Raw genomic sequence first — 26298 nt, forward strand, 5'->3', positions numbered from 1 at the left:
CGTCGCCGCCCGGCGGGCGGCCGGGCGGCGCGGCCGTGCGCCCGCTCGGCCGCGTCCTGTGTCCGGCGGGGATCACCTCCGCCACACTGGGTATCCAGACGGGTGTCCGGATCGGATGTCCGGATCGGGTGTCCGGGCCGGTATCCAGGGGTGACGCGGTGACGGCTGCCGCCCGCCCACGCACGACCGAGGAGGGCACGGCATGCGCATCCGGGGCGGGCGTCTCCCGGTCGGCAGGAACGCGGCCGACGCATCCGGCCGCGGCGCACCCGGGCACAACACCCCCGGGCAGGGGCCATCCGAGGGCAGCACCACGGGCGACAGCACCACGGGCGACAGCCTCACCGGCGACAGCGCCTCCGGTGACGGGCCGGCCGCCGGTGGCCGGGGCCCCGCCGGTCCAGGACCGCTCGCGTCCCCTTGGGCGCGAGCAGCGGTGGCGCTGCTCGCCGGGGCGCTGCCCGCGCTCGTCTTTCCCGCGCCCGGCCTCTGGTGGTTCGCCTACGGGGCGCTGGTCCCCTGGCTGTTGCTGATCCGTACGGCGCGCTCGCCCCGCCGGGCGGCGCTGGACGGGTGGATCGGCGGCATCGGGTTCGTCATCGCCGTGCACCACTGGCTGATGCCGAGCCTCCACGTGTTCATCGTGCTGCTGGCCGCCCTGCTCGGGCTGCTCTGGGCGCCCTGGGGGCTGCTGGTGTCCCGGCTGCTCGGCGGTTCGCCTTCCGCTCCGCGCGCCGTGGCCGCCGTGGTCGTCGTGCCCTCCGGGTGGCTGATGATCGAGCTGGTGCGGTCCTGGGAGGGGCTCGGCGGGCCCTGGGGGCTGCTCGGCGCGAGTCAGTGGGAGGTCGCGCCCGCCCTGCGGGTCGCCTCGGTGGGCGGGGTGTGGCTGGTGAGTCTGCTGCTGCTGGCGGTGAACACCGGCGTGGCCCTGCTGATCACCGCTCCCGCCGCCCGTACGACCGCCGGGGTGCTGCTGGTGGTGTGCGCCCTGTCCGTCACGGTGATGTGGGCCTGGGCGCCCCGGCCCACGGGCGACGGCACGGTCAGGATCGCCGTCGTGCAGCCGGGCGTCGTGGAGGGGCCGGGGAGCGTCGCGCGCCGGCTCGACCGGGGCGAGGAGCTGACCCGTTCGCTGGAGGGGCGGGGCGTGGACCTGGTGGTGTGGGGCGAGAGCAGCATCGGGGCGGGTGCGTGGCAGAGCCCGGAGACCGCGCGGCGGCTGGCGGAGCTGTCCCGCCGGGTCGGCGCGGATCTGCTGGTCAATGTGGACGCCCGGCAGACGGACGGCTCGGGGCGGTCGGGGATCTTCAAGTCGGCGGTGCTGGTGGGTCCTGACGGGCCGACCGGGGACCGCTACGACAAGATGCGCCTGGTCCCGTTCGGCGAGTACGTCCCGGCCCGCTCCCTGCTGGGCTGGGCGACCTCCGTGGGCAAGGCCGCGGGCGAGGACCGGCTGCGCGGCGACCGCCAGGTGGTGATGACCCTGCCGGACGGGGACCGGGGGCTGCGGGTGGGTCCGTTGGTCTGCTTCGAGTCGGCGTTCCCCGACATGAGCCGCAGGCTGGTGCGCGACGGTGCTCAGGTGCTCGTCGCCCAGTCCGCCACCTCGACGTTCCAGGACAGCTGGGCCCCGGCCCAGCACGCGTCGCTGGGCGCGCTGCGGGCCGCCGAGAACGGCCGTCCGATGGTCCACGCGACGCTCACCGGGATCAGTGCCGCGTACGGGCCCCGGGGCGAGCGGGTGGGCCGCCCGCTCGGCACGGACGCGAGCGCGGCCGAGGTGTTCGACCTGCCGCTGGCACGCGGCGAGACGCTCTACGGCCGGCTCGGCGACTGGCCGGTGTACGGGGCCCTCGCGGCGCTGGCCGCGCTGTGCGCCGTGGAGGGGCTGCGGGCGCTCAGGAGGCCTGCTCCAGAGCCTCCCGGACCACCCGCTCGCACAGCTCATGGGTCGCCAGGGCGTCCCGGGCACTGAGCGTCTCGCCCCGGCGTACGGCGTCGAGGAAGGCGTGCACACAGCCCTCGATGCCACGCTGCCGCGCCACCGGGACCCAGTCTCCGCGCCGCCGCACGCTGGGCTGGCCCTTGTGGTCGATGACGTCCGCGAGGTTGAGGACCTGGCGCTTGGAGTCCTGGCCGGAGACTTCGAGGATCTCCTCGGTCGACCCGTTCAGCCGGTTCATCATGCCGATCGCGGTGAATCCGTCGCCGGACAGCTGGAGGACCACGTGGTGCATCAGGCCGTCCACGATCCGGGCCCGCACGGTGGTGCGGTCGACGGTGCCCGGGGCCAGGAAGCGCAGGGTGTCGACGACGTGGATGAAGTCGTCGAGGATCATGGAACGGGGGTCCTCGGGCAGGCCGACCCGGTTCTTCTGCATGAGGATCAGCTCGCGCGGGTGCTCCGCGCACTGCGAGTAGCCCGGGGCGAAGCGGCGGTTGAAGCCGACGGCGAGGCTGACGCCGCGCTCCTCGGCGAGGCTCACCAGCCGTTCGGACTCGGCGTACTCGTAGGCGATCGGCTTGTCGACATAAGTGGCGACGCCTGCTTCGAGGAGGCGCTCCACGATCTGCGGGTGCACGGCGGTCGGAGCGTGCACGAAGGCCGCGTCCAGCCCTTCGGCGATGAGGGAGTCGAGGGTCGTGTGACGGTTCCCGTCCGGGATGCGATGGGCGTCGCCGACCGTGTGGAGCGTGGCGGGGGTGCGGGTCTGCAGATGCGGTTCGACCCCCGGTACGGCGGTGAGCACCGGCAGGTACGCCTTCTGCGCGATGTCGCCGAGCCCGATGCAACCGATCTTCACGAGGTCTCCCTGTCGCCGTGCCGCGGTGCGCGGCTGTTCGCACCTCGGCAGCATACGTCGCCCGTCGCCGTCGGCCCGATCCGCGGTTCCACCGGTAAAACACCTGGCCAGGGACATGATCCACGGGCGAGGTTGGCCGCCATGCCTTCTTCGGCCGTCTGGCGGGCGGAGATCGCGGCGGCCCGCGAGAGCGTCGACGGGGCCACCGGCAAGTAACAGCACCGACACCCGGCACCGGTACCTGATTCAGCGCGGTCGGGTGCCCGGTGCGGTGCGCGCCGCTGACCGGGTCACTCGTGCGGGCCATTCCGCGCCCACCGGGCCGCCGGACGCCGGGCCGCACCGCAGAGTTGGCCGGGTGCAGAGAACCAGAATCACCGCGAAACTCCTGGTCGGGTTAGCGGTCACGACCGTCTCCGGCTGCGTCTCGGTGGAGCCGGGGCCCGCTCCTCCCCCGTATCCGGAGGTCGCCGCACCGGTCCAGGACGTGGCCCCGCAGATCGTGCAGCCGCCCGCCCGCGAGGCGCTGGAGGTCGTACCGGATCCGGGCCCGCCGACCGCCCGGCCGCCCTCCCCCGCGCCCCCGGCCGCCGCACCCCGGCGCACCGGGCCCGCGGGAACCGCCCCGCCACGAAAACGCGCGGACCCGCCGCCGGCCCGGACACCTCACCGGCCCCCGGGCGTCCCGTCCGTCACCGTGCCCGCCCTGCCACGCGTCCCCGGCGCCGGCGGGGACGTCTGCGCGCTCGGCCGGGGTTACGGCGGCTGGCCCGCGGGCAGTCCGGAGGCCCGCATCTGCTCGGAGACGTACGGCCGCTGACGCTCCTGACTCCACGGGCTCCGACCTCACGGGCCCGGCCCCCCACCGGCCCGTGAGGTCACTGCTCCCGCATGCGGAGCTCCAGGCGGTCGATGGCGGCGCGGACCCCGCCGCCGTATCCGTCGTCCGCGAGCGACTCGGCCGCGGCGCGGGCCCGCTGGAGATGGATGCGGGCCGATTCGGGGCGCTGGAGCTTGAGGTAGTCCGCCGCGAGGTTGAGGTGCAGCGAGGGGTAGAACGCCCGGACGGCCGGGATGTCCGGGTGTTCTGCCACCGGCCCGCCGTCCGCCCCTTCAGCACCGCCGGGAACATCGGAGGCCCCCGCCCCCTCGGCCGTGCCCGTACCCGCACCTCCGGCCTCGGCGGCTCTCAGCCCCTCGGCGGCCGTCAGCGCCCGCAGGTCCCAGGCCAGCTCGTCGCCGGGGTCGTCCTGGGTGTCGGCCATGTAGTGCGCCAGGGTGCAGCGGTGCAGGGCGTCGCCGTCCGCTCCGAGCTCCGACCAGAGCGCGCCGAAGCGGTTGCGGGCCTCCTCCCGGTCACCTCCGTGGAGCAGCATGATCGCCTGGCCGATCCTGGTCATGACGGCGTCGCCCGACGCCTCCTGCTGCTCCACCACTGCGGTCTCCTCGTCGCCCGTCCAGCCCGATGGCCCTCCGTCCGACGCTAACGCCGGGCTTCCGCATAACCGGTCAGACACGGGCCCCCCGGGCTGTCCGTCAGCCGAGGTCGGGAATCCGCCAGTCGATCGGCTGGTGCCCCTGGGCGGCCACGGCCTCGTTGATCTGCGTGAACGGGCGGGAGCCGAAGAACTTCTTGGCCGACAGCGGCGAGGGGTGCGCGCCCTTCACCACCACATGGCGCTCCTCGTCGATCAGGGGCAGCTTCTTCTGCGCGTAGTTGCCCCAGAGTACGAAGACCGCCGGGTCGGGCCGGTCGGCGACGGCGCGGATCACGGCGTCGGTGATCTTCTCCCAGCCCTTGTTCTTGTGGGAGTTGGCCTCGCCGCCGCGCACGGTGAGCACGGCGTTGAGCAGGAGGACGCCCTGCTCGGCCCAGGGCATCAGATAGCCGTTGTCCGGGATCGGCAGGCCGAGCTCCTGCTGCATCTCCTTGTAGATGTTGCGCAGCGACGGCGGTGTCCTGACGCCGGGCCGCACGGAGAAGCAGAGCCCGTGCCCCTGCCCCTCGCCGTGATACGGGTCCTGGCCGAGGATCAGGACCTTCACCTTGTCGTACGGCGTAGCGTCCAGGGCGGCGAAGACCTGCTCGCGCGGCGGATGGACCGGGCCCTTGGCCCGCTCCTCCTCGACGAAGTCCGCGAGCTCCTTGACGTACGGCTTCTGCAGTTCTTCGCCGAGGACGCCGCGCCAGGACTCGGGCAGCAGGTCGATATCGGTCACGTCCACAACCTCCGGTGAGCAACAGGTTCTTGATCCCAGAACCTACCGGGCGCCACTGACAACGGGCCCCGGCAGCCCTTCCGTACGGCTCCTACCAGCTGGCCTTGCGGTACAGCTCCCACAACTGCATGACGGTCTGCGGGTCGAGCGCACGCTCGCCGCCGCCGATGTCCTCGCCCGCGGCGACGTACAGCTTGCCCTGCCACAGCGGCAGCAGCCGGACGTCTTCGACGAGGATCTCCTGGGCCCGCTCGAACTGCTTGCTGACCGCGCCCCGGTCGCTCTCCTGTCGCGAGGCGGGGATCAGCTGCTGGGTGATCTCCTTGTTGATGTAGGGGGTGCCGGTGACCGGCTCCTTGCCCACGAACGGAGCGATGAAGTTGTCGGGGTCCGGGAAGTCCGGGAACCAGCCGCGGCCGAAGACCGGGTACTCGCCCTTGTTGAAGTCTTCCTGGAAGTCCTTCCAGGGCTTGCCCTCAAGCTTGATCTTGAAGAGTCCGGAGGCCTCCAGCTGCCGCTTGAGCTCCTCGAACTCGGGCTCGGTGGCGGAGCCGTAGCGGTCCGTGGTGAACCAGAAGTTCATCTTCACGGGCTCGGTGATGCCGGCCCCGGTGAGGATCTCCTTCGCCTTCTTCACGTCCGGGTCGCCGAAGGTGTCGAAGAAGCTCGTGGTGTGTCCGGCGATACCCTTGGGGATCATGGAGTAGAGGGGCTCGGCGGTGCCCCGGTAGACCTTCTCGACCAGTGCGTCGCGGTCCACGACATGGGCGATGGCCTTGCGGACGGCGGGGTTCGCGGCGGCCGGGTCCTTGGGGTTGAAGACCAGGAAGCGGATGTCCGCGCCCGTGCTCTCGACGATCTGGAGGCCCTCGTTGTCGTCCTTGTTGTCCTCCAGGCTGACGACCTCCTCGGCGGTCAGACCCCGGTAGGTGGCGTCGATGTCCTTCGCCTTGAGCGCGCTCACCATGTCGGCGGACTTCTCGAAGTAGCGGATGGTGACCGCGTCGTTCCTCCGGTTGGCGAACCCCTTGTAGTCCGGGTTCTTCTTCAGCTCGGCGGTCTTCCCGCCCTCGTAGGACTCCAGGAGGTACGGTCCGGAGCCGGTGACCTTGCCGTCGTCGCGGATCTTGTCCTGGCGGTAGTCGCCGGGGGCGACGAGCGACATGGCGGGCGTGGCCAGGATGAACGGGAACGTGGCGTCGGACTTGTTCAGGTGGAAGACGACCGTGTCGTCGCCCTTGGTCTCGATCCGGTCCAGCGAGCCGAGCATGCCGGCCGGGCCGCCCTTGAAGTGAATGTCCACGATGCGGTCGATGGAGTACTTCACGGCCTCGGCGTCGATCTTCTCGCCGTTGGAGAACTTGAGGTTCTTCTTGAGCGTGCACCGGTACGCCATGCTCGTGGCGTCGGTGAACTTGCATTCCTCCGCCGCGTCCGGCTCCGGGCTCGTGCTGCCGGTGGGGAAGCTCACCAGGGTCTGGTAAACGTTCCGCATCAATTCCCAGGAACCGTCCCAGGCCGCCGCCGGATCGAGCGTGGACGGGGAGCTGGTCGTCCCGACGGTTATCTTCTGGTCGATTTCCGATCCGCTGTCGGAAAGGAGACCGCAGCCGGCCAGCAGAGAAAGGGAAGCTAGGGCTGCAGCAGCCTGCAGACTGGCCCGGTAGAACACGTGCACGCTCCTCGATCAGCCATGGGTCGGCAGACCATACCGCAGCGCCCCGCCAGGTCAATCCGCTGACCCGACGGGGCACTTGACTCAATCAGGGCCAAACCGGCTCAGGCCGCTCTCAGCCCACACCCGCGTTGAGGAAGATTCCTCCGTCGACCACGAGGGTCTGCCCGGTGATCCAGTCGGACTGCGCGGAGGTCAGGAAGGCCGCCGCGCCTCCGATGTCCTCGGGCACTCCGAGCCGGCCCAGCGGGTAGGCGGCGGCCGCCTCCGCTTCGCGGCCCTCGTAGAGCGCCTCGGCGAACCTCGTCTTGACCACGGCCGGGGCGATCGCGTTGACCCGGACGACCGGGGCGAACTCGTGCGCCAGCTGGGCGGTCAGGTTGATCATGGCCGCCTTGGACATCCCGTACGCGCCGATGAACGGCGAGGGGGCGACGCCGGCGACGGAGGCGATGTTGACGATCGCCCCGCCGTTCTCCTTCTGCCAGGCCTTCCAGGTCTGCTGGGCGAAGCCGAGCGCCGAGATCACATTGGTCTCGTAGACCTTGCGGGCCACATTGAGGTCGAGCTCGGCCATCGGGCCGAAGACCGGATTCGTCCCGGCGTTGTTGACCAGGTAGTCGACCCGGCCGAACGCCTCCATCGTGCGCTCGACCGCCGCGGCCTGGTGGGCCTCGTCGTGCGCCTTGCCGGGGATCGCGATGACCCGGTCGGCGCCGAGCCGCTCCACGGCCTCCTTCAGGGCGTCCTCGCCCCGCCCGGTGATGGCCACCCGGTCGCCGCGGGCGATGAGCGCCTCGGCGATCCCGTAGCCGATGCCCCGGCTGGCGCCCGTGACGAGGGCGACCTTTCCGCTGTCCTGCACCGTCATGATGTCCGCTGCCCTTCGGATCAGTTGAGGGGTCCGCCGGCCACGTACATGACCTGGCCGGAGACGAAGCCCGCGTCGTCGCCCGCGAAGAAGGCGATGGCGTTCGCGACGTCCTCGGGACGGCCGACGCGCTGGACGGGGATCTGGGTGGCGGCCGCCGCCTGGAACTCCTCGAAGCCCATGCCGACGCGCTCGGCGGTCTGCGCGGTCATCTCGGTGACGATGAAGCCGGGCGCGACGGCGTTGGCCGTGACGCCGAACTTGCCGAGCTCCTTGGCGAGCGTCTTGGTGAGGCCCTGGAGGCCCGCCTTGACCGCGGAGTAGTTGGCCTGGCCCCGGTTGCCGAGGGCCGAGGAGGAGGAGAGCGAGACGATCCGGCCGAACTTGGCCTCGACCATGTGGGCCTGGACGGCCTTCGCCATCAGGAACGCGCCCTTGAGGTGCACGTTCATCACGATGTCCCAGTCGGACTCGCTCATCTTGAACAGCAGGTTGTCGCGGAGCACGCCCGCGTTGTTCACCAGGATCGTCGGCGCACCCAGCTCGGCGGCGACCCGCGCGACGGCGGCTTCCACCTGGCCGGCGTCCGACACGTCGCAGCCGACGGCGAGCGCGGTGCCCCCGGCGGCGGTGATCTTCTCGACCGTGTCCTTGCAGGCCGCCTCGTCGAGATCGAGTACGGCGACGGCGCGGCCCTCGGCCGCGAGGCGTACGGCGGTGGCGGCGCCGATGCCCCGTGCCGCTCCCGTCACGATGGCGACGCGCTGCTCGGTGGTGGACATGCTTGGTTCTCCTCGCCCTTGGATAGCGGCTCAGCGTGCGTCGGGGCGTTTCCCTGACAGCAAGGCCCCCGATCGCTGAGCAACCGCTTAGTACCTTCAGCAGACGAGACGCTAGAAGCCCTGGCACCCGGTGTCAACGGCGCACGCCCCGGCGGGCCGCACGTCACACCGGGCGGGAGCATCCGCCGTGGTGCCGTGCCGGTCCCGCCGGGGCGTGTCTCAGCGCACGAGCAGGTCGAGCAGCCGTTCCACCTCGCCGGCCGGGTCGGTGGTCAGCCCGCTGTGCACGGCGCCGGGCTGGACGACCGTGGAGCGCGGGGCGATCAGCCAGCGGAACCGCCGCCCGGCGTCGTCGTCCGCCGCCTGACCGGCGCCCCGGCCGCCGCCGCAGACCCCTTCGACGGCGCGCAGGGCGGCCCGCACCCCGACGACGTCGGCGTCCGGGTCCAGTGCCTTCAGCTTCGCCTCGTCGAGGTGCGTACGGGCGGCGACGAACGAGTGCGCCCGGCAGTAGACCAGCACCCCCGCGTTGAAGCACTCGCCCCGCTCGACCCGGGGCACGACGCGCAGGAGCGCGTACTCGAAGACGTCGCGCCGCGTCATCGGCCGCCCTCCTCGCCGGTACGGGCGGCCGCCGCCGCGCGGTCGCCGTCGACCGGTTTCGGCCGGGGCGGCAGCCGCTCGGTGAGCCAGCCGGGGGCCTGGGAGGGCCGGGTCGCGGTCGGCGCGTCCAGCGTGATCCGCTCGTGGATGCCGGCGGCCCGCGCGAGCAGCGGGGCGATGTAGGCGCGGCGCACCTCGTCGGCGGAGGCGAAGCCGGGCTCATCGGCCAGCCAGACGTCCGGCACGTCGGCGGTCACCTCGGTGAGCAGTTCCTCGGTGACCAGCGGGGCGAGCTCGGCGGCGGCGGAGGCGATGTCCGGCCCGAAGGAGGCCAGCACATGGTCCGAGGCGTTGTACGGCTTGGCGGCGGAGGCCTCGGCGCCCGGCCAGTTGTGGTGCCAGATCATGGTCGCGCCGTGGTCGATGAGCCAGAGGTCGCCGTGCCAGACGAGCAGGTTGGGGTTGCGCCAGGAGCGGTCCACGTTGTTGATCAGCGCGTCGAACCAGACGATCCGCCCGGCCTCGGCCGCCCCGACCTCGTAGGCCAGCGGGTCGAACCCGAGCGAGCCCGGCAGGTAGTCCATCCCGAGGTTGAGTCCGCCGCTCGCGCGGAGCAGCTCCTGCACCTCCTCGTCGGGCTCGGCCAGACCGATGACGGGGTCGAGCTCGATGGTCACCAGCTCGGGCACCCGCAGTCCCAGTCGGCGGCCGAGTTCCCCGCAGATGATCTCGGCGACGAGCGTCTTGCGGCCCTGCCCCGCCCCGGTGAACTTCATGACGTACGTGCCCAGATCGTCCGCCTCGACGATGCCGGGGAGCGAGCCGCCCTCACGCAGAGGCGTGACATAGCGGGTCGCAGTGACCTCTTTCAGCACGTTACCGGGCCACCCATCTCTGCAGCTCTTCAGCCTTGCTTCCGGCATGAAGTGAGCATAGTAACCGACAGTGACCACGGGCGGGCGGCGGTCCGCAGGAGACGACCAGCACCCATGGGACCGGAATATCCCGTCGCGGCCGCGGGTATTGGCCTGTTCGCCGTCCGATGGAGCGTCCATGCTGCGGATCCACTTCACCCCCGAGGACTTGACGCGGGTCAAGGTGGCCCCGGGGCCGGATCTCCTGTGGGAGATCAGCAACAGCGTGCAGACCCTGCAACGGACCGACGGGGCACGGGTCTTCGGCGACTGGCGGCGCTGGGTGCGGCCCCGGCTCCCGGAGAGCCGCCGGCTGCTCTCCCCGCTGCTGCCGCCGTACGGCTACTCCCCCGACTTCCTCACCCCCACCTCCGGGGAGCGCACCACGCTCCGGGCCGCCGTCGACACCCTGCTCGGAACGCCGCGGCCGAGGCTGCGCGCGGAGCTGACCCGGCTGGCCGGATCGACGCCGCTGCCCGGCTGGGCCGCCGCCCTGGCCGAGGGCGACACGGACGCGCTCGCACGGCTGGGCGACGCGCTCCACGCCTATCAGGCGCAGGCGCTCCTGCCGCACTGGCGGCAGGTCCGCGCGGACCTGGAGGCCGACCGGGCGCTGCGGATGCGGCACCTGATGGACGGGGGCACCGAGGCCCTGCTGACCGGACTCGGGCCCGGTGTCCGCTGGCAGCCGCCCGTACTGGAGGTCGCCTACCCGGTCGAGCAGGACCTGTGGCTGGACGGCCGTGGACTCGTGCTCCAGGCGTCGTTCTTCTGCTGGCCCACCCCGACCACCCTCGCGGACGGTGAACTGCCGCCCGTCCTGGTCCATCCGATCCACCACACGGCCGACTGGGCCGGGGGCCCCGGGGCGACGGGTCCGGCGACGGAGCGCGGTCCGCTCGGCCGTCTCCTCGGGCAGACCCGTGCGGACCTGCTCCGGGCCACCCGTACCGGCTGCTCCACCGTGGAGGCGGCCCGGCTGCTCCAGGTGACCCACCCGGCCGTCAGCCAGCACATGAACGTGCTGCGCGCGGCGGGGCTGACCACCACCGTTCGCACGGCCGGCCGCGCCTTTCACGTCGCCACCGCCGAGGGGCGTGCGCTGCTGGCCGCGGAGGACCGGCGCGCCGGGCGCGGGCCGGGCGGCCAACCGCGCCCGTAAGCCTGGGCTTACACCGCTTGTGCCCGTCCCGGGCGGGCCGCCACGCTGGCTGCTTCCATCGCACCGCACCCGGCCGGGCGGCCCCCACCGCCGTTCCCGCGCCGGCGTTTCCGTACGGCACCCTCCCCACAGGAGCCCTCATGCGCGCGAGACTTGTCACCGGCACGGTCGCAACGCTCTTCCTCGGAGCACTTCTTCTCCCCGGCACCGCCCAGGCGTCGCCCGCCCCCGCCGTCCCGGTCGTGGACGTACGGACCCATGACTCGACGGCCGGCACGGCCCTCGTCTCCGGCTACGACGAGCCGGGGGCCCGGCTCCGGGTCGCCGCCGGGCGCACGAGCGACGCACGCTGGCTGGAGATCGACTACCAGGTCCAGGAGACCGGCTACTGGTGCGGTCCCGCCGCGACGCGCATCGCGCTCTCCGCCCGGACCGCCGCGCCGAGCCAGGGCGAACTGGCCGCGCAGCTCGGTACGACCGAGGCGGGCACCGATCACATCGGCCAGGTCACTGGCGTGCTCAACGCGCGTCTCGGCGGCGGCTGGTACGAGACCAAGGAGATGCCGGACGACCCGCCCACCCAGGCGCAGCGGGACCTCCTGTGGCACGACATCGTGTTCGACATCGACCGCGACTACCCGCTGGTCGCCAACATCGTCGCCCCGCCGGGCAACCAGCCGCCCGGCTACCCGCCGGACCAGACGATCTACCACTACTTCACCGTCTTCGGCTACGACGCGGTCGACCGCACCGTTCTCATCGCGGACCCGGCGTCCTTCGGAGGCAACCAGATCTACTGGATCTCCTTCGACCAACTCGCCTCTCTCGTACCGCCGAAGGGCTACTCCGCCTGACCGGCTGTCACCTCCTGCGTGAACAGATGCGCGGCGCGACACGTACCCCTGATCGAAGTCATCGAGGACGAGGCCCGGGACACCCCCCGGGCCCACCCGGACACCGACGAAGGGAATACCGCGATGAGCGCAACGCAGGAGCGCCGGAGCCTCCTCGGACGCCGCACGGTGGTGGTGGCCGTGGGGGCGGCCGGAGCGGCGGCCGCCCTCACCGCGTGCGGCGGATCGGACGATCCGGGAGGCTCGGACGCGGTCGAGCAGCCCGGGAGCGGCGGCGAGGGCAAAGGCGGCGAGGTGCTCGCCGCGGCCTCCGACATTCCGGAGGGCGGCGGGGTGGTCTTCGCCGCGCAGAAGGTCGTGGTCACCCAGCCGCGGCCGGGCGAGTTCAAGGCGTTCTCGTCCACGTGCACCCATCAGGGCTGCGCGGTCAAGGACGTCTCGGCCGGCACGATCACCTGCCCCTGCCACAACTCCACCTTCGACGCCGCCACGGGCAGCCCGACCGGCGGGCCCGCCACCCAGCCGTTGCCCGCCCGCGAGATCACCGTCGAGGGCGACGCGATCAGGCTGGCGTAGGACCGGTTCTCAGACCGCCGCCCTCCTCTGCCCGCGCGGTCGCTTCCAGCTGCCGAGGACGGCGTCGGTGGCGGTGACGGTGGCGACCAGGGCGAGGGTGTTACGGACCATGGCGGGGGTGTACTCGGCGGGCACCCCCGCGATGGCGTCGGCCGGGACGACGGCCGTGTAGCCGAGGTTGACCGCGTCGAAGACGGCGTTGGGGATGGCGATGTTGGCCGATACGCCGGTGATGACGAGGGTGCGGCAGCCGAGGTTGCGCAGCAGCGGGTCGACGTCGGTGCCGGCCAGGGGCGAGAGGCCGTGCAGCCGGCGGACGACGAGATCCTCGTCGGCCACCTCGATGGGCGGTGCGACCCGGACGGCGGTGGTGCCGGAGTGCTGCTGGACGGGCAGCCGGGCGGCGGCACGGAAGAGCCGGGCGTTGCGGTTGCCGCCGCGCCCGTCGGGACGGCTCTCGGCGATCGCGTGCATCACCTGGACGCCGCTCTCGTGGGCGGCGGCGACGAGCCGGGCGACCTGGGCCAGGGCGCCCGACGAGCGTGCGGCGGCGGCGAGTTCGGGCAGGGCGCTGTCCGGCCCCACCACCCCCTGCTGGCACTCGACGGTCAACAGGACGGTGGTGGCGGGGTCGAGCAGCGCGGTGAGCCGCTCCTGTGATTCCCTCGACGGCACGGGGGCTCCTCCCTTTCCCGGGGCGGGTTCCGTGGACGGGACCGGGCGCGCGAGAGTAGCGGCCATTGCGTCATGAAGGAAGAGCGTCCATGATTTCTGACACCTAGTCAGATTCGGGCGGGATTCCAGGAGAGGGCGGCACATGACCGACACCCAGCGACGAGGCCGCCGGATCATGATGACACCCGAGGAGCGCGACGCCTACCTCGACGAACAGCGCACCTGCCGGGTGGCCACGCTCGGCTCCGACGGCGCTCCGCACATCGGCGCGCTGTGGTTCGTCTGGGACGGCGGCTCGCTCTGGCTGTACTCCATCACCCGCAGCCGTCGCTGGTCCCAGCTCCGCAAGGACACCAGGATCGCCGTGGTCGTGGACGACGGCGAGGGGTACGAGGAGCTGCGCGGCGTGGAGCTCACCGGCCGGGCGGAGTTCATCGGCGAGGCTCCTCGCACGGGCGAGCCCTGCCCCGAACTCGTGGAGCCGGAGCGGCTGTTCCCGGTGAAGTACTTCGGCATCACGGAGATGCCCCACGACGGACGGCATGCCTGGCTGCGGCTCACCCCGGAGACGATCACCTCCTGGGACTTCCGCAAGCTCGCCGGTCTCACCTGACCCCGGCGGCCGCCACGCCCGCGCCCGCCGCCCGCAGCGCGTCCACCGCCGCGCGGACCGACGGGCGGCGGTCCGCGTCGGTGCGCCAGACCACATGGACGTGCCGTCGCACGGTCTGCCGCACCGGCACCAGGCGCACCCCGTCGGGAACCGGGCCGCGCCCCAGCCGGGGCGCCACACAGACGCCGAACCCGGCAGCGATCAGCGCGAGTTGCGTATGGTGCTCACCGGCCAGATGGGCGATGCGCGGCTCGATGCCCCGCGAGCGCAGGGTGAACATCAGCCACTCGTAACAGAATTCGCCCTCGGGCCAGGACACCCACGGGTCGGCCGCGAAGTCCTCCAGTTCCACCTCGTCGCGGTCGGCCAGCGGATGCCCGGCCGGCATGGCGATGTCCGGTGCGTCGTCGAGGAGTTCGGCCTTGGACAGGCCGCCGGGCACGGGCAGCCGCTTGTTGCTCCAGTCGAGCACGACGGCCAGGTCGACGTCCCCGCGCAGCACCGCGCGCAGCCCCTGCTCGGGCTCCAACTCCCGCGTACGGACGGTGAGGTCGGGGTGGTCGGCGCGCAGGGAGGTGAGCGTCGCGGGGAACAGCCCGCGCGCCGCGGTCGGGAAGGCGCAGATCCGTACCTCACCGACGACCTCGCCGCGCTGCGCCTCGATGTCGGACTGGGCCAGCTCCACCTGCGACAGGATCCGTGCGGCATGGTCCGCGAGCAGCCGGCCCGCGTCGGTGAGGCGGACGCCCCGGCCGTTCCTGGCGAGCAGCCGCTGCCCGACCTCGCGCTCCAGCTTGGCCATCTGCTGCGAGACCGCCGACGTCGTGACGTGCAGTCCGTCGGCCGCCCCGCTCACCGAGCCGTGCCGGGCGAGGGCGTCCAGCGTGCGCAGCCGCTCCAGGTTCAACATCTAAGCGATGCTACGCGAACACACACAGAAACTCTCGCTTGTCCTACGAGGTCATCTTCGTCAGGCTGAACACCATGAGCGCTCCCTGCGAGCCGAGGGCCACGGCCCCGGCGTCAGCACTTCCTCCGCCCGTTCCGTCCGCACCACCGGCCCGGCGCCCCGCTCTCGACTGGCGGATCCGGTTCGCGGCGCTCTCGCTCATCTGGGGGTTCAGCTTTCTGCTGATCAAGGTCGGGACCGAGGGCTACGCCCCGTTCCAGGTCACCTTCGGCCGGCTGCTCGCCGGTACGGCGGTGCTGGTCGCGGCCATGGCGATGCGCCGGGAACGGCTGCCGCGTTCGGCCCGGACCTGGGGGCACCTCACCGTCGCGGCGTTCCTTCTGAACGCGCTGCCGTTCTCGCTCTTCTCCTACGCCGAGCTGACGATCCCCTCGACGCTGGCCGGCATCTGCAACGCGACCTCACCGCTGTGGGGCATGGCGCTCTCGGTGGTCGCGCTGTCGGAGGACCGCCCGACCCGCCGCCGGGTGGCCGGTCTCGGTCTCGGCTTCCTCGGCGTCCTCACGGTGCTGGGCGCCTGGCAGGGCTTCTCCGGCCTGGACCTGCCGGGCACGGGCATGGCGCTGCTGGCCTCGTTCTGCTACCCGGTCGGCTGGATCTACGTCCGCCGCACGCTGGCCGGCACCGGCTCGTCGACGCTGGCGCTGACGGGCAGCCAGCTCTTCCTCGGTACGGTGCAACTGGCCGTGGTGACACCGCTGTTCACCTCGGCGTCCACCTCCTTCCCGCTACTCCCGACGCTCAGCGTCCTCGCTCTGGGCGCTCTGGGCACGGGCCTGGCGGTGCTGCTCCAGTACGGCCTGGTCCAGGAGGTCGGTCCGACGACGGCCCAGATGGTCACGTACTTCATTCCGGTGATCGCGACGGCGGCGGGCGTCGCGCTGCTGGGCGAACGGCTGAGCTGGAACACCCCGGTCGGGGCGCTGATCGTCCTGGTCGGGGCGGCCCTCACCCAGAGCCGCGCCCGCCCGGCCACCACCGCCGTACCGAAGGAGCCCGTGGGTCCGCCGGGCGCGGACGCCCCACGTCTCAGCCGTAGTTGACCGGTCGCGCCGGCCCCGCGGCGGCGGCCACCGCGTCCGCCAGGGGGCCGATGTCCGCCGCGGCCAGCGGGGAGACGGTGAGCCGCACCCCGGGGGGCGTGTCCAGCCGGAAGCGCGCGCCCGGGGCCGCCGCCCAGCCCGCGTGGAGCAGCCGGGCGACCGCCCCCGTCTCATCGCTCACGGGCACCCACACGTTCATCCCGCTACGCCCCCGGGCCGGCACGCCGCGCTCGGCCAGCGCCTGGATGAGCGCGTCCCGGCGGGCGCCGTAGGACCGCGCGACCGTACGGGTGTCGACGGCGCCCGAGGTCCACAGATGGAGCACGGCGCGCTGGAGCAGCCGGCTGACCCAGCCGGGCCCGAGCCGCTGCCGCCCCGCCACCCGGTCCACCGTGACGGCGTCCCCCGTGAGCGTGGCGACCCGCAGGTCCGGGCCGTACGCCTTGGCCGCCGAGCGGATGAACGCCCAGTGGGCGGTCGCCCCGGCCAGCGGGTGCAGCGGCAGGTCGACGATGGCGTGCCCGTGGTCGTCCTCGATCAGCAGCACGTCCGGGTGGCGGGCGAGGACCGCGCGCAGTTCCCGGGCGCGCGGCGCGTCCAGCGACGCGCCGGTCGGGTTCTGCGCCCGGTCGGTGACGACGAGGGCCCGCGCCCCGGCCCGCAGCGCCCGCTCCACATCGGCGGGCAGCGGACCTGAGTCGTCCACGCCGACCGGTACGGCGCGCAGCCCGAGCGCCGGTACGAGGTCGAGCACGCTGCCCCAGCCGGGGTCCTCCACCGCCACCGCGTCGCCCGGCCTGAGGTGCGCCGCGAGGACCCGCTCGATCGCGTCCAGGGCGCCGGAGGTCACGGCGAGGGGCCCGGCGGGAACCCCGTCGGCGTCCATCGCGGCGCGGGCGTACGCGGCGAACTCCGCGACCACCGGGGCCTGCCCGTACAGACCGTGGCTCTCCGCGTCGGCGGCGGCGGCCGCGGCGAGCGCCGGGCCCAGGCCGGGCAGCAGCTCCGGATCGGGGTTGCCCTCGCCGAGGTCCCGGACGCCCGGAGGCGCCTCGATCCGCAGCGATCCGCGCGACGTGCTGGCCGGGGCAGGACGCACCCGGCTCCCCCGGCGGCCCGCCGTCTCGATCACCCCGCGCTCGCGCAGCGTCCGGTAGGCGGCCGCCACCGTATTGGGATTGACCTCCAGGCGCGCCGCCAACTCCCGCATGGGGGGCAGCACATGGCCCGGCGGAAGGTCTCCGGAGCCGACCCCGCGCTCGACGCTGGCGGCAATCTCCGATGCGCGCCGCCCACTGATCCGATACTCTCCTAGCACAAACAACATTATGCACTAGTGCAATGGAGTACGCAATGCAGCACACCGCAACGCCCGACGCCACGGGCTCCGGCGTCGCCGCCCCCTACCTTCCCACCGACCGCACCGTGCCCACCCGGTCCAGGGAACGCGCCTCCTACGACCGCGAGCTGGTCCACTCGATCCTCGACGAGGCCTACCTCTGCCACCTGGGCTTCGTGCGCGACGGCGCCCCGGTCGTCCTGCCGACCCTCTTCGGCCGGATAGGAGAGCGGCTGTACGTCCACGGCTCGACGGGCTCGCGCCCCCTGCGCTCGGCCAGGAGCGCGGACCCCGGGCTGCCGGTCTGCCTGACGGTCACCCATGTCGACGCCCTCGTGCTGGCCAGGTCCGCCTTCCACCACTCGATGAACTACCGCTCGGTGGTGGTGCACGGCACGGCCGTGACGGTGACCGACCCCGAGGAGCGCAGGCGCGCCCTGGACGCGATCGTGGACCAGGTCGTGCCCGGCCGCTCCCGCGACTCCCGGCCGGCCGACGCCAAGGAGCTGGCCGCGACGGCGGTGATCCGGCTGGACCTGAACGAGGTGTCCGCCAAGGTCCGCACCGGCGGGCCCAACGACGAGCCCGAGGACAGCGCCCTGCCCCACTGGACCGGCATCGTGCCGCTCACCCGGGGGTACGCGGCGCCGGTCCCCGCGGACGACCTGGATCCGGCCATCGGCGTACCGGACTATCTGGCCGCGCTCTGACCGGGGTCGCGGCAGCCGTGGCTGCCGCGACCCGACGGGCCGGGCGCCGTCACACCGCGACGCCCACGGCCTCCTTCCGGCGGGCGGCCGCCGCACCGCGCGCCTCCGCGAGGGCCAGTCCGGCCACGGCGGTCAGCAGCAGCAGCGTGCCGAGAACCGTGGCCGTCGTCAGCCGCTCCCGCAGGACGGTCACCGCGATGACCGCCGCGCTCACCGGCTCCAGGAGCATGATCACGGAGACGGTGGCCGACCGGACGGCGGCCGCCCCGGCGAAGTACAGCGCGTAGGCGAGCGCCGTGGGGACCGCCGCCACGTAGACCAGCAGCCACAGCACCTGCCCGGTCTCCGCGGTGTGCGGCACCAGCCCTTCGGCCAGCGCCATGGGCAGCAGGCCCACCGCTCCGGTGCCGAACGCCCAGGCGCTGGTGGTCAGCGCGTCGCCGCCGTCGCCGTCCCGCCCGAGCCACCGGGTGAGCAGCGTGATCGCCGCGTATCCGGCGGCGGACAGCAGCGCCAGCAGCACCCCGGCCGGCACGACGTCGCCGCCCTCGCCGCCCAGGACCAGCACGACGAGCCCGGTCAGCGCGCCGGTCACGGCGGCCAGTCCGCCGCCGCCGAGGCGTTCGCCCAGCAGCAGACGTGCCCCGACGGCGATCAGTACGGGCCCGGCGCCGAGCGTGACGACGGTGCCGACGGCGAGACCGGTGGCCTCGACCGCCGCGAAGTACGCGCTCTGGAAGACGGTGAGACCGATGCCGGTACCGAGGATGCGGAGCAGCCGCCGACGCCGGGGCTCGGGCTTCCGGGGTGCGCGGCGGGGACGCAGCGCGAGCGCCCCGGCGAGCAGCAGGAGGCCGCCCGCGCAGCGCCAGAAGGACAGGGCGAGCGGGCCGAGATCGCTGACCCGGAAGATCAGCGAGGCGGCCGCGCCGGCGGTGCCCCAGGCGACTCCGGCGACGACGAGATAGAGCAGGCCGCGCCCGACGGGCAGCGCGGAAGCAACAGGGGTGTGCATATGACTTCTCCCGAGGAGGACAGGGTGGTGGGTCGCTCGGCTCCGCACGCGGGCAGCGACGAACCGCCCGGGGACTGCCCGGGCTCGGTCTTCGTCAGAAGTGGCCGCGCGCTAGGCGGCAGGCGGCGGCAGCACAGTCAGATGCATGGTGGGCACACTAATGCCGGGCCCGGCCGCTGGACAACTCGCCCTCGACGTCCCCGGCCGCCACGCCGGTGCCGGCCCCTGCGGCGACCGGGCCCGACGGGGGCTTCGGCGCGGCGGACTGGGCGATGAACGCCCCGGTCAGGACGACGAACCCGCCGATGAGCTGCGGCGCGGAGAGGTGTTCGCCCAGGAGCACCCAGGCCAGACCGGTCGCGATGACCGCTTCGAGGCAGGCGACGACCCCGGCCACCTGGGGCGAGAGCAGCCGGACCGAGACGACCCCGGTGATGTACGCGAGCACGGTGGCGAGCAGCACGATCCAGCCGAGCAGCAGCCAGGCGGGGACCTCGTCGCCGTTCATGCCCGCGCTGCCGCCGAGCAGCGACCAGTCCATGCCCCAGGGGCGGGCGACGACGGTCAGGACGGCCGCGCCGACAATCAGTCCGTACGCGATGACGCCGACGGGATGCGGAGGCTCGGCCCGCTCGCCCTCGCCGTCGCGGCCGCCCTGCCCGCCGTGGTCGGAGAGGACGAAGTAGCCGACCTGGCAGCAGGCCGCACCGAGGGCCAGCAGCAGCCCGAGGAGGTCGAAGCTGAGCCCGGCCCAGACCTCGACGACGCACGCGAGGCCGCCGACCGCCAGCACCACCCCGACCGCGGCGGCCCGGGTGACGGGCCTGCGCTGCACGAAGCGGACCCAGCCGAGGACCAGCGCGGGTGCCAGATACTCCACCAGGAGCGCCACACCGACCGGGATACGGGAGATCGAGGCGAAGTAGAAGGCCTGGACACCGGCCACCGCGAACAGGCCGAACCCGGCGAGCAGCGCGGGGCGTTCCCGTACGAGGTTCCGGTGGCGCCAGGCGACCGGGAGCATGATGACGGCGGCGCCCGCGACCCGCAGCCAGACCACGTGCAACGGGTCGAGACCCGCCTCGATCAGCGGCTTGGCCGCCACTCCCGAACCACCGAACGCAAAGGCCGAGAGCAGGGCGAGGCCCAGCCCGGCGCTTCTGCCCTGAAACCCCGAAGACGCGTGCATCGGCACATCATGGCAGCAGTCGACAGCACCGTCATCCCCGTGACACCTGTCGAGACGGCATCCGTTCCGCGACCGCGGAAAGGACCTCGCACACGGCTCCCACGGGAGGGAACGCACCGTCGCACCACGCGCCGACGGCTCACCCCTGGCGCGACGCCTCCGCCGACAGCGCGGCCACCCGGTCCGCCAGCCACCGCGCGTCCACGCCCCCGCGGGCGAGCACCTCCACCGCCCGGCACTCGGCGTCGGCCGTCAGCGCGGCGAGCAGATCGAGGCCGGCGGCGCGCGCTTCCCCGCGTGTCGCCGCACGGTCCAGCGCGCCCTCCATCGCGGCGAGGGCCGAGGGCGACCAGCCGTCGGCGGCCGGGTCGCGCACCAGTGGAACGGCGCCGGAGTCCTCGACGGAGCCCTGCCAGCGGAGCCCGTAACCGATGCTGCGCTGGACGAGATAGCCGAGCACCCTGGCCAACTGCGGACCGCCGTCGAAGGCCTCGCGCACCTCGGGGTCCGTCTCGATCAGCGAGTGGAGCAGGTGGGCGGTGTCAATCTGCCGGTCCCCGTCGCGCAGCGCACGCCTGCGCGCACCCGTCAGCACCGATGCCAGTTCCACGGTGAAGCGGGCATCGAGTTCGGCGTGGTTCGGTGCGGGCTGTTCAGGCATCCGCGGCGTCCGGTTTTGCACACCTCTACCCCATCAGTCCCACGGCCGGAAGACATCCCCGGAGCGACCCATTGGACATCCCACCGAAGTTGGGGACACCGGAACGGTCCGTCATCCTTGCGGATGAGATCGTGCCGAGAGGCACAACCATGTCGGCCCGGGGGCGCGCGCCGCCTTGCACGGCACGCCCCCCGTGGCAACCGCCGCCCCCCGCGCACACGTCCCTCACGCGACAGCGCACGCGGCGCGGAGAACGGGGACGGGAGGGGAGGAACGGGTGTTCTGGATGGTCGCCCTGCTCGCCCAGGACGGGCTGCAGTACGTCTACCGCGTGTACGCACCCGACGACGCCCTGCCCGCCGATCTCTTCTGGACTGCCTTCCACTGCCACGACGAAGGCCCCCACCCCCGCGCGTCGGACCGCTTCGACGCCGCGGAGATCTGGCGGAACCGGCAGCCGCAGCAGATCTGACGGTTCATCAGTATTGAATGTTGGCGCGACTGCCACTACGTTCCGCGACACCGAAACCGGACGAACCAGGGGTGGTCGCATGGCTGAAGTCAGCGCCGAGGCACGCATCGAGGCGCCCGCCGAGAAGGTCTGGGACCGCCTGACGGACTTCTCGTCGTACGGGGAGTGGAACGCCACCCACACCAGCTTCCCCGGGGGCGGCCCGGCCGAACTGGAGCTCGCGGCCACCTACGAGGAGAACATGAAGCTCATGGGCTTCCCGGCCGAGGTGACCTGGACGGTCGACGAACTGGAGCAGGGCCGCCTGCTGGCGACCCGGGGCAAGGGCCCGATGGGGGTCAACCTGGCCATGCGGTACTCCCTGACACCCGAGGGCGACGCCACGACGATGCGCATCGACGGGGAGTTCACCGGAGCGGCGGTCTCCCTGATGGGCGGCAAGCTCAAGGACTCCGCGACGGCGGCGCTCCAGGAGTCGCTGCGCAAGCTCGGCGGGCTGGTCGCACCCTGACCACGCCCGGCCGCACGGGTACGCGAAAGGCCCCGCGGAATCCGTCCCGCGGGGCCTCGCACACCTTCCACCCGCCCGCCTCGGGCGCGCAGCCGGCTTCCGGTACGGCTCAGTGCTCGTCGGCGAGAATCAGATAGAGCTTCTTGCGCGCGTCGTTGATGACCGTCAGCGCCTTCTGCCGCTGATCGGCCGAGCCGGTCTTCCAGACCTGCCCGAACGCCTCCATCAGACCGAATCCGGCCTGCCGGATCTCGTTGACGCCTTCCCAGTCGACGCCGCGCCCGGCCTCCTCCCACGGAGCCTCGGGGCCGGTCTCGGCCTCGCTCCGTCCGGAGTCGGTGAGCGTGAACAGCTTCTTGCCGCCCTCGCTGGCACTGACGATCAGACCCTCGTCCTCCAGCAGCTGGAGCGTCGGATAGACGGAGCCGGGACTGGGCCGCCAGGCCCCGCCGCTGCGCTCGCCGATCTCCTGGATCATCTCGTAACCGTGCATCGGGCGGTCCTTCAGCAGAGCCAGGATCGACGCCCGCACGTCACCGCGCCGCGCCCGCCCCCGGCCACCGCCACCCCGGCCGCGTCCGCCACCGAAGGGCCCGCCACCGAACGGCGGCCCGAACGGCCCGAAAGCGGCCCGACGGCCGTCACCCTCGCCTCGACCGTGATGACCGGGCCCGTAGTGCCCCGGCCCGTGCTCATAACCATGTCCGTGTGAACGCATCGCTACGCTCCTTCCATCGTTGATCTGTCGCGATGCGTCAACGATATATCGGAAACTATCGGATGACAAGACCCCCGCGTCTCGGTGGATGACGTGCGCCGGAACTCCGGGCCGTGACCGGCGGCGGAGGCGTTACGTGGGCAGGCGGCGGTAGCCCTCGGCTCCCTTCGCTTCCCTTCGCTTCCGGGGGTGGGAATACTTCGCCGGATGATCGTGATGCGGCCCGTTCTGGAGATGAACACCCCTGACGGCTTCGACCTCTGGCCCGTCGTGGAGACCGAACGGTTCGGCTTCCTGCCGCTCGGCGGCGGCCTCTCGCCCGCCGAGGTGGGGACAGCCCTCATGCGCATCGCCGCGTGCAATGACGTCGACCCGACGGATGACGACGAACGGCCGCCCCGGCCGACCGAACCTGTCAGCGGCTTCCTGCACGGACTGCTGACCCTCGACCACCTCTACGCCGCGGGCGGTCTTCAGGTCACGGACACCGCCACGGACGTCGTCTTCTCGCCCGGCTGCTGCGACGGACTGGAGGACTGGCGCGCCTGGTACGTGCTCGCCGACTGCGGGGGCGGAATCGGGTACGGCCACGAGCCTCTGTCGTCGCTGGCCGAACGCCTCGGCGACACCGTCCGCCTGACCGTCGACACCGACCGGACCGACAGTCCGGTGATCGACCTGCCGGTCACCGAGCTCCGCCGTCTGCTCGCCGAGGCCGAGCGCGACCTGACCGGGTTCCTCGCGGTGGCGGCCGACTGGGTCTCCGAGCACCTGCCCGGCCACTCCGCTCCTCTGCTGGCCGCCCTCGCCCGTGTTCTCGACGTGCCTCCGCCCGGCCTGCCGCAGGCGCCGCCCACCACGGAACGGGCGTAGGACGCAGGACACCGTCCATCGGCCACCGGTCCAGGTCCGCAGCCACGGACCGGCGGGCAGGACCGACCCGGCGGAGCATCAGGGTCCGCCCGGCCGGAAGGGCTCCCGGGACGCCTGTCCGTAGCGGGCGGCGACCGTGGCGGCCCGGTCCCGCAGGGCGTTGCGCAATGACTGCGGGGCCAGGGCTTCCGCGTCCGTGCCGAGCTGCCACAGGGCCCATTCGGCGTGCCGTGCGTCCTGGAAGGTGACCTCCAGCCTCGGCCGGCCGTCCGCGTCGGGGGCTTCCGCGCGGACGGCCAGCACGATGCCGAGCAGTTCCTCCCGCCGCACCGGGTTCACCCGTACCAGCACGGCGATGTGGTCGTCGGAGAGGAACCGCGCGGCACGTTCCCGCCAGATCCGGTCCAGATCCACCCGGTCCGGCCGCTGTGCCGGTTCGGGCAGCTCCTCGGCGGCCAGTACCCGCGACAGCCGGTAGGTGCGGTCCTCGCCGGATCTCGTGGCCAGCAGATAGCCCCGGTCCCGTACGGTGACGAGGCCGATCGGGTCCACCGTGCGCCACTGCGGCAGCTGCCCCGTGGCCGCGTAACGGATGCGCAGCTTGTGTCCGGCGAGCACGGCCCGGCGGACCTCGACCATGGTGGCGCCGGGCACCTCGTCGGCGACGGTCCGGCGCGAGAGCAGATCGGTCTCCGGGTCGACGAGAAACCGCCGGGCCCCGTCGCTCGCGGTGGCCTGATGGCTTTCGGGCAGCGCGTCGACGACCTTCCGCATCGCCGAGGCCAGTGCCGCCCCGAGGCCGAACACCTGCTCCCCGCGCCCCGGTCCGGCGGCCAGCAGGGCGAGGGCCTCGTCGTGGTTCAGCCCGGTCAGCTCGGTCCGGAAACCGGGCAGCAACGCGAACCCGCCGTGCCGGCCGCGTTGGGCGTAGACCGGAACGCCTGCCGCCGACAGCGCCTCGATGTCGCGCAGCACGGTACGGGTGGACACCTCCAGCTCGCGGGCCAGCGTGTCCGCGGTCAGCCGGCCGCGCTGACGCAACAGCAGTACCAGGGAGACCAATCGGTCGGCGCGCATGCGGGAACCGTAACGAAATACCTGACCAAGGGTGTCGTCATTGGTTGGCAGGCTCCCCAGCACGACGTCGAAGCCCGCGACCGCCGGGCCGGTGAACGTCCGTACGCCCCGCATCGAATGAACCGAATGGAGCTGAAGTGGCCGTGGAACGAACAGCCGTCAACCCGGTGACCTGGTCGGTGGACCTGGGATTCAACCAGGGCGAGGTCGTCTCCGGGCAGACCCGGACCCTGTACGTCTCGGGGCAGACCGCGATGAGCGACGACGGCAAGCCCCTGCACGACGGCGACATGGCGGCGCAGTTGGCGCTGAGCATCGACAATCTGGAGGCCGTGCTCGGCGAGGCCGGCATGTCGCTCGCGAACCTCGTGCGGCTCAACGTCTACACGACCGACGTCGATGTGCTGTTCCAGCACTACGGCGTGCTGGCGGGGCGGTTGGCCGCGGCCGGGGTGGCGCCGGCCAGCACGCTGCTCGGGGTGACGCGACTCGCGGTCCCCGGCCGGCTGGTGGAGCTGGAGGGCACCGCCGTCGCGTGACGCGACCTGCGCCGATCGGCTGGGGACTGGGCAGTGCTACGAACGGCGGGCCAGTAGATGGGCGTCGAGGAAGCCCCGATCAGAGGCCGGATCGTGGAGTAGCCGGGCGAAGGGGTCGAGCCCAGCATCGCCCAGCAGTCCGGCGAGGCGATCCACCGGCCAGCTGTAGGCGGGCGCCACCTTGTGGTCGAAACGGACCGGTTCCTGTCCGTCGGTCCCGAAGAAGGAGACCAGGAGCAGGCCATCCGGCGCCAGGACGCGTGCCTGCTCGGCGAGCAGCTCCGGTAGTTCTCCCGGAGGGGTGTGGATCATTGAGTAGTGGGCCAGTACGCCGCCGAGCGCGGCGTCCTCGACCGGCAGGGATTCCATCCGCGCCTCTTGGAAGCGCAGCGCCGGATGCGCCTGTCGGGCGTGGTCGACCATGCCGGGGGCGAGGTCGAGTCCGAAGGCGTCCAGGCCGAGTTCGTGCAGCATGGCTGTCAGATGTCCGGGCCCGCACCCGACGTCCGCTGCCCGCGGGTTGCCCGTCGCGCGCACCAGTTCGGCGAAGGTACCGATCATGGCCCGGGAGAAAGGCTGTGTCTCCAGCCGGTTCGCGAACAGCGATGCGTACAGCTCGACGACACCGTCGTAGGCCGTCCTGGTCTCGTCCTGATGATTCGCCACGGGCAGGACTCTATAGGCCGGTCTGATAATTGATCTTGTGGCAGGTCGAGGTGAGTTGACGGATACGGCATGGAGGCGGATAGAGCCCCTTTTGCCTCAGGTGGACGGACGGGGCTGTCCGTGGCGTGATCACCGGCAGGTGGTCAACGGGGGGCTGTGGCGGCTGCGGACCGGGGCTCCTTGACGGGATCTTCCCGACCGGTTCGGGCCGTGGCAGACCATCTACGAGCGGTTCGCCCGCTGGGAGGCGGACTGACCACCAAAGTCCATCTCGCCGTCGATGGCCGGGGGCCTGCCCCTGTCGATTGTGCTCACGCCCGTCAACGACGCTACGGCGTTCGGCCAGGTCCTCGACGGCATCCGCACCCCGCGCCTCGGCACGGGCCGCCCGCGCACGACACCGGATCGTGTGCTGGGTGACAAGGCGTATTCCAGCAGGGCCATCCGTCATCTGCTGAGGCGCCGGGGCATCGCTGCCACAATCCCCGAGCGCCGCGACCAGGCGGCGAACCGCCGCCGACGCGGAGCCCTCGGCGGCCGGCCGCCGGCCTTCGACAAGGTCACCTACCGCGACCGGCAACGTCGTCGAACGATGCTTCGCCCGCCTCAAGCAGTTCCGCGCGATCGCGACCCGGTTCGACAAGCTCGGCGACCGCTACCGTGCCGGAGTTGCCCTGGCTTCCTTGATCCTCCGGCTCCGCGAGTCCACGGGTGATCATTTGTCAGACAGGCGCTAGCGTTCGGGGCGACGAGTGAGCCACGGAGC

General features: G+C 72.4%; 29 protein-coding genes and 1 pseudogene. 13 read left to right on the forward strand and 17 right to left on the reverse strand.

Translation table 11 applies throughout. The annotated features are described in order from the left end of the window. Positions 1-202: 202 nt before the first annotated feature. Positions 203-1975, forward strand: coding sequence for an apolipoprotein N-acyltransferase (gene lnt, locus KV381_RS04230; protein WP_218784642.1), 1773 nt, complete (start codon positions 203-205; stop codon positions 1973-1975). Here lnt and KV381_RS04235 read toward each other — a convergent pair. After that, a complete protein-coding gene (locus tag KV381_RS04235) occupies positions 1899-2804 on the reverse strand; it encodes a Gfo/Idh/MocA family protein (protein WP_030081194.1) in 906 nt (301 codons plus the stop codon). The genes lnt and KV381_RS04235 overlap by 77 nt on opposite strands. A 358-nt stretch (positions 2805-3162) precedes the next feature. Here KV381_RS04235 and KV381_RS04240 point away from each other — a divergent pair, with 358 nt between their 5' ends. Next, on the forward strand, positions 3163-3624 hold the full coding sequence (locus KV381_RS04240) for a hypothetical protein (RefSeq protein ID WP_218784644.1): 462 nt from the start codon (positions 3163-3165) through the stop codon (positions 3622-3624). 58 nt (positions 3625-3682) lie between these two features. Here KV381_RS04240 and KV381_RS04245 read toward each other — a convergent pair whose 3' ends face one another. From KV381_RS04245 to KV381_RS04275, 7 genes are all read right to left on the reverse strand, one after another. Continuing rightward, entirely contained in the window at positions 3683-4240 is a 558-nt protein-coding gene (locus KV381_RS04245; RefSeq protein WP_218784645.1) for a hypothetical protein, read from the reverse strand. A 100-nt stretch (positions 4241-4340) separates the two neighbouring features. Next, positions 4341-5030 carry a uracil-DNA glycosylase gene (locus tag KV381_RS04250; RefSeq protein WP_030081188.1) on the reverse strand — a complete coding sequence of 230 codons (690 nt, stop codon included), beginning with the start codon at positions 5028-5030 and terminating at the stop codon, positions 4341-4343. Positions 5031-5115: 85 nt separating this feature from the next. Then, on the reverse strand, positions 5116-6696 hold the full coding sequence (locus KV381_RS04255; protein ID WP_030081186.1) for an ABC transporter substrate-binding protein: 1581 nt from the start codon (positions 6694-6696) through the stop codon (positions 5116-5118). A 118-nt stretch (positions 6697-6814) separates the two neighbouring features. Beyond that, the gene (locus tag KV381_RS04260; RefSeq protein ID WP_030081184.1) at positions 6815-7570 is read right to left on the reverse strand and encodes an SDR family oxidoreductase; all 756 of its coding nucleotides are present in this window, start codon (positions 7568-7570) and stop codon (positions 6815-6817) included. Positions 7571-7590: 20 nt separating this feature from the next. Further along, positions 7591-8352 carry a 3-oxoacyl-ACP reductase FabG gene (gene fabG / locus KV381_RS04265; RefSeq protein WP_006122981.1) on the reverse strand — a complete coding sequence of 254 codons (762 nt, stop codon included), beginning with the start codon at positions 8350-8352 and terminating at the stop codon, positions 7591-7593. Positions 8353-8571: 219 nt separating this feature from the next. Continuing rightward, complete coding sequence (locus KV381_RS04270; protein WP_030081181.1) at positions 8572-8955, reverse strand: DUF3037 domain-containing protein; 384 nt, start codon at positions 8953-8955, stop codon at positions 8572-8574. Next, positions 8952-9830, reverse strand: a complete 879-nt coding sequence (locus KV381_RS04275) for a HipA family kinase (protein ID WP_030081179.1) — start codon at positions 9828-9830, stop codon at positions 8952-8954. The genes KV381_RS04270 and KV381_RS04275 overlap by 4 nt, the downstream gene beginning before the upstream one ends. 178 nt (positions 9831-10008) lie before the next feature. Between KV381_RS04275 and KV381_RS04280 the strand changes: the two genes are divergently transcribed. The 3 genes from KV381_RS04280 to KV381_RS04290 all read left to right on the forward strand — a co-directional run bounded on the left by KV381_RS04280 (position 10009) and on the right by KV381_RS04290 (position 12461). Continuing rightward, on the forward strand, positions 10009-11031 hold the full coding sequence (locus KV381_RS04280) for a winged helix-turn-helix domain-containing protein (RefSeq protein ID WP_030081177.1): 1023 nt from the start codon (positions 10009-10011) through the stop codon (positions 11029-11031). Between the two features lie 140 nt (positions 11032-11171). Beyond that, positions 11172-11885: a C39 family peptidase gene (locus tag KV381_RS04285; RefSeq protein WP_030623825.1), complete on the forward strand. Its 714-nt coding sequence runs from the start codon at positions 11172-11174 to the stop codon at positions 11883-11885. Positions 11886-12008: 123 nt separating this feature from the next. Further along, on the forward strand, positions 12009-12461 hold the full coding sequence (locus KV381_RS04290; RefSeq protein WP_086778759.1) for a Rieske (2Fe-2S) protein: 453 nt from the start codon (positions 12009-12011) through the stop codon (positions 12459-12461). 9 nt (positions 12462-12470) lie between these two features. On the opposite strand, the gene KV381_RS04295 is transcribed toward KV381_RS04290, so the two are convergent. Continuing rightward, positions 12471-13136 (reverse strand): cysteine hydrolase, encoded by a 666-nt coding sequence (locus KV381_RS04295; protein ID WP_030081170.1) that lies wholly within the window; start codon positions 13134-13136, stop codon positions 12471-12473. 142 nt (positions 13137-13278) lie between these two features. Here KV381_RS04295 and KV381_RS04300 point away from each other — a divergent pair, with 142 nt between their 5' ends. Beyond that, positions 13279-13749: a pyridoxamine 5'-phosphate oxidase family protein gene (locus KV381_RS04300; protein WP_218784647.1), complete on the forward strand. Its 471-nt coding sequence runs from the start codon at positions 13279-13281 to the stop codon at positions 13747-13749. Here KV381_RS04300 and KV381_RS04305 read toward each other — a convergent pair. Continuing rightward, positions 13742-14659, reverse strand: coding sequence for a LysR family transcriptional regulator (locus tag KV381_RS04305; RefSeq protein WP_218784648.1), 918 nt, complete (start codon positions 14657-14659; stop codon positions 13742-13744). The genes KV381_RS04300 and KV381_RS04305 overlap by 8 nt on opposite strands. A gap of 74 nt (positions 14660-14733) precedes the next feature. Between KV381_RS04305 and KV381_RS04310 the strand changes: the two genes are divergently transcribed. Continuing rightward, complete coding sequence (locus KV381_RS04310; protein ID WP_218784650.1) at positions 14734-15762, forward strand: DMT family transporter; 1029 nt, start codon at positions 14734-14736, stop codon at positions 15760-15762. Here KV381_RS04310 and KV381_RS04315 read toward each other — a convergent pair. Then, positions 15749-17080, reverse strand: a complete 1332-nt coding sequence (locus tag KV381_RS04315; protein ID WP_218784652.1) for an aminotransferase class I/II-fold pyridoxal phosphate-dependent enzyme — start codon at positions 17078-17080, stop codon at positions 15749-15751. The genes KV381_RS04310 and KV381_RS04315 overlap by 14 nt on opposite strands. Before the next feature lie 35 nt (positions 17081-17115). Here KV381_RS04315 and KV381_RS04320 point away from each other — a divergent pair, with 35 nt between their 5' ends. Then, entirely contained in the window at positions 17116-17811 is a 696-nt protein-coding gene (locus KV381_RS04320; protein ID WP_193464154.1) for a pyridoxamine 5'-phosphate oxidase family protein, read from the forward strand. 49 nt (positions 17812-17860) lie between these two features. Here the strand turns inward: KV381_RS04320 and KV381_RS04325 are convergent, their stop codons facing one another. The 3 genes from KV381_RS04325 to KV381_RS04335 form a co-directional block, all read right to left on the reverse strand. Continuing rightward, the gene (locus tag KV381_RS04325) at positions 17861-18826 is read right to left on the reverse strand and encodes a DMT family transporter (protein ID WP_218784655.1); all 966 of its coding nucleotides are present in this window, start codon (positions 18824-18826) and stop codon (positions 17861-17863) included. Between the two features lie 157 nt (positions 18827-18983). Then, the gene (locus KV381_RS04330; protein ID WP_030081156.1) at positions 18984-20015 is read right to left on the reverse strand and encodes a DMT family transporter; all 1032 of its coding nucleotides are present in this window, start codon (positions 20013-20015) and stop codon (positions 18984-18986) included. 139 nt (positions 20016-20154) lie between these two features. After that, the gene (locus tag KV381_RS04335) at positions 20155-20697 is read right to left on the reverse strand and encodes a peptidase (protein WP_193464156.1); all 543 of its coding nucleotides are present in this window, start codon (positions 20695-20697) and stop codon (positions 20155-20157) included. A 256-nt stretch (positions 20698-20953) separates the two neighbouring features. Here KV381_RS04335 and KV381_RS04340 point away from each other — a divergent pair, with 256 nt between their 5' ends. Next, a complete protein-coding gene (locus KV381_RS04340) occupies positions 20954-21148 on the forward strand; it encodes a hypothetical protein (RefSeq protein WP_030081153.1) in 195 nt (64 codons plus the stop codon). Positions 21149-21227: 79 nt separating this feature from the next. Further along, complete coding sequence (locus tag KV381_RS04345) at positions 21228-21659, forward strand: SRPBCC family protein (protein ID WP_098025372.1); 432 nt, start codon at positions 21228-21230, stop codon at positions 21657-21659. Positions 21660-21768: 109 nt separating this feature from the next. Here the strand turns inward: KV381_RS04345 and KV381_RS04350 are convergent, their stop codons facing one another. Beyond that, a complete protein-coding gene (locus tag KV381_RS04350) occupies positions 21769-22377 on the reverse strand; it encodes a PadR family transcriptional regulator (RefSeq protein WP_078845890.1) in 609 nt (202 codons plus the stop codon). A 207-nt stretch (positions 22378-22584) separates the two neighbouring features. On the opposite strand from KV381_RS04350, the gene KV381_RS04355 reads away from it, so the two are divergent. Continuing rightward, the gene (locus KV381_RS04355) at positions 22585-23250 is read left to right on the forward strand and encodes a hypothetical protein (protein WP_030623792.1); all 666 of its coding nucleotides are present in this window, start codon (positions 22585-22587) and stop codon (positions 23248-23250) included. 78 nt (positions 23251-23328) lie between these two features. Here KV381_RS04355 and KV381_RS04360 read toward each other — a convergent pair whose 3' ends face one another. Then, positions 23329-24327, reverse strand: coding sequence for a YafY family protein (locus KV381_RS04360; RefSeq protein ID WP_030623790.1), 999 nt, complete (start codon positions 24325-24327; stop codon positions 23329-23331). Positions 24328-24470: 143 nt separating this feature from the next. On the opposite strand from KV381_RS04360, the gene KV381_RS04365 reads away from it, so the two are divergent. Then, complete coding sequence (locus tag KV381_RS04365; protein WP_030623788.1) at positions 24471-24866, forward strand: RidA family protein; 396 nt, start codon at positions 24471-24473, stop codon at positions 24864-24866. A gap of 36 nt (positions 24867-24902) precedes the next feature. Here the strand turns inward: KV381_RS04365 and KV381_RS04370 are convergent, their stop codons facing one another. Then, complete coding sequence (locus tag KV381_RS04370) at positions 24903-25532, reverse strand: class I SAM-dependent methyltransferase (protein WP_218784657.1); 630 nt, start codon at positions 25530-25532, stop codon at positions 24903-24905. Between the two features lie 37 nt (positions 25533-25569). Between KV381_RS04370 and KV381_RS04375 the strand changes: the two are divergent. Beyond that, positions 25570-26269: pseudogene (locus tag KV381_RS04375) on the forward strand (IS5 family transposase). Positions 26270-26298: the final 29 nt, after the last annotated feature.

It is taken from the genome of Streptomyces sp. WY228, from assembly GCF_019287315.1.
Taxonomy (GTDB): Bacteria; Actinomycetota; Actinomycetes; order Streptomycetales; family Streptomycetaceae; genus Streptomyces; species Streptomyces caviscabies.

What these genes read in the sequence shown, in the direction of transcription:
- KV381_RS04300 (WP_218784647.1), top strand. Translation starts at nt 13,279, where the DNA reads ATGACCGACACCCAGCGACGAGGCCGCCGGATCATGATGACACCCGAG.
- KV381_RS04290 (WP_086778759.1), top strand. Translation starts at nt 12,009, where the DNA reads ATGAGCGCAACGCAGGAGCGCCGGAGCCTCCTCGGACGCCGCACGGTG.
- KV381_RS04260 (WP_030081184.1), bottom strand. Translation starts at nt 7,570, where the DNA reads ATGACGGTGCAGGACAGCGGAAAGGTCGCCCTCGTCACGGGCGCCAGC.
- KV381_RS04355 (WP_030623792.1), top strand. Translation starts at nt 22,585, where the DNA reads ATGATCGTGATGCGGCCCGTTCTGGAGATGAACACCCCTGACGGCTTC.
- KV381_RS04270 (WP_030081181.1), bottom strand. Translation starts at nt 8,955, where the DNA reads ATGACGCGGCGCGACGTCTTCGAGTACGCGCTCCTGCGCGTCGTGCCC.
- KV381_RS04350 (WP_078845890.1), bottom strand. Translation starts at nt 22,377, where the DNA reads ATGCGTTCACACGGACATGGTTATGAGCACGGGCCGGGGCACTACGGG.
- KV381_RS04330 (WP_030081156.1), bottom strand. Translation starts at nt 20,015, where the DNA reads ATGCACGCGTCTTCGGGGTTTCAGGGCAGAAGCGCCGGGCTGGGCCTC.
- KV381_RS04285 (WP_030623825.1), top strand. Translation starts at nt 11,172, where the DNA reads ATGCGCGCGAGACTTGTCACCGGCACGGTCGCAACGCTCTTCCTCGGA.
- KV381_RS04325 (WP_218784655.1), bottom strand. Translation starts at nt 18,826, where the DNA reads ATGCACACCCCTGTTGCTTCCGCGCTGCCCGTCGGGCGCGGCCTGCTC.
- KV381_RS04305 (WP_218784648.1), bottom strand. Translation starts at nt 14,659, where the DNA reads ATGTTGAACCTGGAGCGGCTGCGCACGCTGGACGCCCTCGCCCGGCAC.
- KV381_RS04310 (WP_218784650.1), top strand. Translation starts at nt 14,734, where the DNA reads ATGAGCGCTCCCTGCGAGCCGAGGGCCACGGCCCCGGCGTCAGCACTT.
- lnt (WP_218784642.1), top strand. Translation starts at nt 203, where the DNA reads ATGCGCATCCGGGGCGGGCGTCTCCCGGTCGGCAGGAACGCGGCCGAC.
- KV381_RS04280 (WP_030081177.1), top strand. Translation starts at nt 10,009, where the DNA reads ATGCTGCGGATCCACTTCACCCCCGAGGACTTGACGCGGGTCAAGGTG.
- KV381_RS04360 (WP_030623790.1), bottom strand. Translation starts at nt 24,327, where the DNA reads ATGCGCGCCGACCGATTGGTCTCCCTGGTACTGCTGTTGCGTCAGCGC.
- KV381_RS04320 (WP_193464154.1), top strand. Translation starts at nt 17,116, where the DNA reads ATGCAGCACACCGCAACGCCCGACGCCACGGGCTCCGGCGTCGCCGCC.
- KV381_RS04345 (WP_098025372.1), top strand. Translation starts at nt 21,228, where the DNA reads ATGGCTGAAGTCAGCGCCGAGGCACGCATCGAGGCGCCCGCCGAGAAG.
- fabG (WP_006122981.1), bottom strand. Translation starts at nt 8,352, where the DNA reads ATGTCCACCACCGAGCAGCGCGTCGCCATCGTGACGGGAGCGGCACGG.